Annotated in this window: 3 protein-coding genes and 1 pseudogene; 2 read left to right on the top strand and 2 right to left on the bottom strand. The window is 59.6% G+C overall.

All coding sequences use genetic code 11. The features are described from left to right. Nucleotides 1-319: pseudogene (locus tag Q1V57_RS00935) on the top strand (succinate--CoA ligase subunit alpha); the annotation flags it as partial. A 57-nt stretch (nucleotides 320-376) separates the two neighbouring features. Here Q1V57_RS00935 and Q1V57_RS00930 read toward each other — a convergent pair. Together Q1V57_RS00930 and Q1V57_RS00925 are read right to left on the bottom strand one after the other, a co-directional pair. Further along, nucleotides 377-757 carry a hypothetical protein gene (locus Q1V57_RS00930; protein WP_300526945.1) on the bottom strand — a complete coding sequence of 127 codons (381 nt, stop codon included), beginning with the start codon at nucleotides 755-757 and terminating at the stop codon, nucleotides 377-379. A 3-nt stretch (nucleotides 758-760) separates the two neighbouring features. Beyond that, a complete protein-coding gene (locus Q1V57_RS00925) occupies nucleotides 761-1,294 on the bottom strand; it encodes a type II toxin-antitoxin system antitoxin SocA domain-containing protein (protein ID WP_300526944.1) in 534 nt (177 codons plus the stop codon). A gap of 189 nt (nucleotides 1,295-1,483) precedes the next feature. On the opposite strand from Q1V57_RS00925, the gene Q1V57_RS00920 reads away from it, so the two are divergent. Further along, on the top strand, nucleotides 1,484-4,429 hold a 2,946-nt coding region (locus Q1V57_RS00920; protein WP_300526943.1), incomplete at its 3' end, for a 2-oxoglutarate dehydrogenase E1 component.

Below are 4,429 nucleotides of genomic sequence, written 5' to 3'. Positions count from 1 at the left end.
CGACGTGCTGGAGAAATTCCTCGCCGATGACGAGACCAAGTCGATCATCATGATCGGTGAGATCGGTGGTTCTGCCGAGGAAGACGCCGCGCAATTCCTGGCTGATGAAGCCAAGAAGGGCCGCAAGAAGCCGACCGTCGGCTTCATCGCCGGTCGTACCGCACCTCCGGGCCGCACCATGGGCCATGCCGGTGCCATCGTCTCCGGCGGCAAGGGCGGCGCTGAAGATAAGATCGCAGCCATGGAAGCGGCGGGCATCACCGTCTCGCCGTCCCCGGCTCGCCTCGGCACGACCCTGGCGGACGTGCTCAAGGGCTAGGCTTTGAGCCGACCCAACCAGACAAGCCGCGCTCCGGGCAACCGGGGCGCGGTTTTTTTAGTCAGCGTTGGTGCTGCCCATATGAGTCTTGATGAGTTGACCTAGGCCTGCTCCGACCCCGCCGGTCAGCAGTAGATCCTGGAGCGAACCAATTTGCTCAGGTGAAAGCCAACTCCCTGGAGACAGGTAGTGAAAGAAAAGAACAGAGGTTGCGATAACAACCCATCCAAACGCTATTAAAATAGACCAGCGGACGACATGCCCAATTACATTGTGCGTTGCTTCTTGGTTCTCACTACGTGAAAGCTCCCGCATTGTGCGCCGAGCGTTCAGTTCGAGGCCAAGAGCCATTGCAGCTTGTTCTCGTTCAGCTTTGCGATCTTCGGCTGCATTCAAAGGCGGCCGCTGAGCGGGGATTTTGTAGTTGCTGGGCGGCACGGATTACGATCCTGCCAGCTCTTTGAAATGTGCCTTAATGGCTTCGTCTTTGATCGTTGTATTCCTGCCAGGGATTTTCCAAGCTTGATCCCAAGGTGTGTTCGGTTGGTGTGTCAGCGCTGAAAGCTGCACGCCACTCAGCCCTTTGTACGCCTCAAAGACAGAGCCGATTAGATCTTTGTCATCATCGCTCAACTCACCATCAAGCAATTCCTCAATCGGAGCTGCTGGAACTTCAGTGACCGACGATGCTCGGTATTTTTTAAGAGCGTGATATAGGTCTGGAAATACTGGCCCGTATTGCCAAGCTTCCGCGCTATCAGCCACTAGGGGTTCATCCCTGAGTCCGAGCGACCACCCGTGAGCAAGATAGGTCAGCTTGATAAGCTCAAGTGGGGTCAATGACCGACCCTCAAGCTTGGCAAGCTCTAGCAGGTGCCTAGCAATTTGTGTCGATCCAAATGACATAAAAATACCTGCGCGATCTATCTCGGCGAATTGGCTTGCAGCAACGCTAAAGTTCAGGCGCGTGTGCATGCAACGATAAATCACCTAGAGATTGTATATAGTATTTGTCCGCAAGTAGGCAAGGCCATTCTGTCACCCTCTTGTCAGCAGACCCGCGCTCTTCCCTTCTGTTAGTCATGAAAGGGGCCTAGATCATTTTTAACCATTCCGGCTTAGGCCGTTGCTCCAGACACACTCCTGACTCAGGCCCTCCCCCCAATGTCTGACCAAAATCGCTCCGATACCAACCAGGCTTTCCTGGATACCTCCTTCCTGCAGGGCGCCAATGCGCTCTATGTCGAACAGCTCGCGGCAGCCTACGCCAAGGACCCGTCCTCGGTGCCCGAAGGCTGGCGCAGCTTCTTTGCTTCCATGGGTGACCCGGCGGCTGATGCCGCTCGCGCCGCCGATGGTCCGAGCTGGAAGCGCGCCGGATGGCCGCCTGCCGCCAATGGCGAGCTGGTGTCTGCCTTGGGCGATATCGGCCCGGATGAAGGCGCCATGGTGGACAAGGTTGCGGCCCATGTCGAAACCAAGAAGCCGGGCGCCACGGCTGAGGATGTGCGCGATGCGACCCGCGCCTCGATCCGCGCCATCATGATGATCCGCGCCTATCGCATGCGCGGTCACCTGGCGGCTCAGCTCGACCCGCTCGGCATTTCCACGTTCGGCCCGCAGCCCGAGCTTGATCCGGCGACCTATGGCTTCAATGGCACCGCGATGGACGAGGAGGTCTTCATCGACGGCTATCTCGGCCTCGAGACCGCGACGCCGCGGCAAATGCTGGACATCCTGCGCCGGACCTATTGCGGTCCGGTCGGTGTGGAGTTCATGCACATCTCCAACCCGGCGGAGAAATCCTGGCTGCAGGAGCGCTTCGAGGGGCCGGACAAGGACATCCGCTTCACCAAGGAAGGCAAGATCGCCATCCTGAAGAAGCTGATCGAGACCGAGCGCTTCGAGCAATTCCTGCACAAGCGCTATCCCGGTACCAAGCGTTTCGGCGCTGATGGCGCTGAATCCATGGTTCCGGCGCTGGAGCAGATCATCAAGCGCGGCGGCGCCATGGGCGTCGAAGACATCATTATCGGCATGCCGCACCGCGGCCGTCTGAATGTGCTCGCCGCCGTGATGGGCAAGCCCTATCACCAGATCTTCCACGAATTTCTCGGCGGTAATACGCAGGGCGAAGACGAGTTTGGTTCCGGCGATGTGAAATACCATCTCGGCGCCTCCTCTGACCGTGAGTTCGACGGCAATACCGTCCACCTTTCGCTGACTGCCAATCCCTCCCACCTCGAGGCTGTAAACCCGGTCGTCTTGGGCAAGGCGCGGGCCAAGCAGGAAGAGAATTGCCGCAAGGAACCCGGTACGCCGCGCATGAATGTGCTGCCGCTGCTGCTGCACGGTGATGCGGCCTTTGCTGGTCAGGGTATTGTCACCGAAGGCCTGGGCCTGTCCGGTCTGCGCGGTCACCGTACCGGCGGGGCGATCCACTTCATCGTCAACAACCAGATCGGCTTCACCACCGATCCCAAGGACAGCCGCTCCAGCCCCTATCCGTCAGACGTTGCTCTGATGGTGCAGGCGCCGATCTTCCACGTGAACGGGGATGATCCGGAAGCTGTGGTTCACGCCACCAAGATCGCCACGGAATACCGCCAACTGTTCGGCAAGGACGTCGTCATCGACATGTTCTGCTACCGCCGCTACGGCCACAATGAGGGCGATGATCCGACCTTCACCCAGCCGATCATGTATCGCGTGATCAAGGATCTGGCGCCGGTGAAGAAGCAATACCAGGATCGCCTGATTGCCGAAGGCGTGCTCAGTGCGGCCGAGGTCGAAGCGCTGGAAAACGAGTTCGACACCTATCTCGACAATGAGTTCGAGACCGGCAAGGGCTTCGAGCCGGAAAGCGCTGACTGGCTCGATGGCCGCTGGTCGGGCCTGGGTCTGCCCGAGGGCGATGACCGCCGCGGCGAGACCTCTGCTTCGATGGAGAGCCTGAAATCTGTCGGCATGGCGATGACCGAGATCCCCGAGGGCGTGAATATCCACCGCACCCTCAATCGCGTCATCGGTGCCCGCCGCAAGATGATCGAGACCGGCGAGAATATTGACTGGGCCACGGCCGAGCATCTCGCTTTCGGGACGCTTGTAACCGAGGGCTTTCCGGTGCGCCTGTCCGGACAGGATTGTGGCCGCGGCACGTTCTCGCAGCGCCACTCGCACATCATCGATCAGCAGACCGAAGAGCGTTACACGCCGCTTAACAATCTCTCCGCCGACCAGAAGAAGTATGAAGTCATCGACTCCATGCTGTCGGAAGAGGCGGTGCTCGGGTTTGAATACGGTTTCTCGCTGTCGGCCCCTAACACGCTGGTGATGTGGGAAGCCCAGTTTGGTGATTTCACCAATGGCGCCCAGGTCATCATCGACCAGTTCATCTCCTCCGGTGAGCGCAAATGGCTGCGCATGTCCGGTCTGGTGATGCTGTTGCCGCATGGCTATGAGGGCCAGGGGCCCGAGCACTCCTCGGCCCGCCCCGAGCGCTTCCTGCAGCTGTGTGCGGAAGACAATATGCAGGTCGCCAACTGCTCGACCCCGGCCAATTACTTCCACATCCTGCGCCGTCAGATTCACCGTAATTTCCGCAAGCCGCTGGTGATCATGACGCCCAAATCCCTGCTGCGACACAAGCGTTGTGTCTCAACGCTGGCAGCGCTGGGGCCGGGTTCCTCCTTCCACCGTGTGCTGTGGGATGATGCCGACCAGGGCAAGGCAGCCGAGGGCGAGATCTCGCACACAACGATCAAGCTGCAGCCGGACGAGAATATCCGCCGTGTCGTGATGTGTACCGGCAAGGTCTATTATGACCTGCTTGAGCGCCGCGAGGAGCTGGGCCTGGACGACATCTACCTGCTGCGTGTCGAACAGCTCTATCCCTTCCCCTACAAGGCGCTGCTGGCTGAGCTGGCCCGCTTCCCGAACGCCGAAGTGGTCTGGTGCCAGGAAGAGCCGCGCAATATGGGCTACTGGACCTTTGTCGAGCCCAATATCGAGTATGTGCTCACCAAGCTGGAAGACGTGAAGGCCAATCGCCCGCGCTATATCGGCCGGGTTCCGACCGCCTCCACCGCCACCGGCATTGCCTCCAAACAC

The organism is Maricaulis sp., assembly GCF_030149425.1.
Classification (GTDB): domain Bacteria; phylum Pseudomonadota; class Alphaproteobacteria; order Caulobacterales; family Maricaulaceae; genus Maricaulis.
Note: the sequence above shows the minus strand (reverse complement) of the source record. Positions and strands in the feature narration are given on the sequence as shown.

Excerpts from the sequence above, each read along its gene's own strand:
- Q1V57_RS00925 (WP_300526944.1), bottom strand. The coding sequence starts at position 1,294 with ATGCACACGCGCCTGAACTTTAGCGTTGCTGCAAGCCAATTCGCCGAG.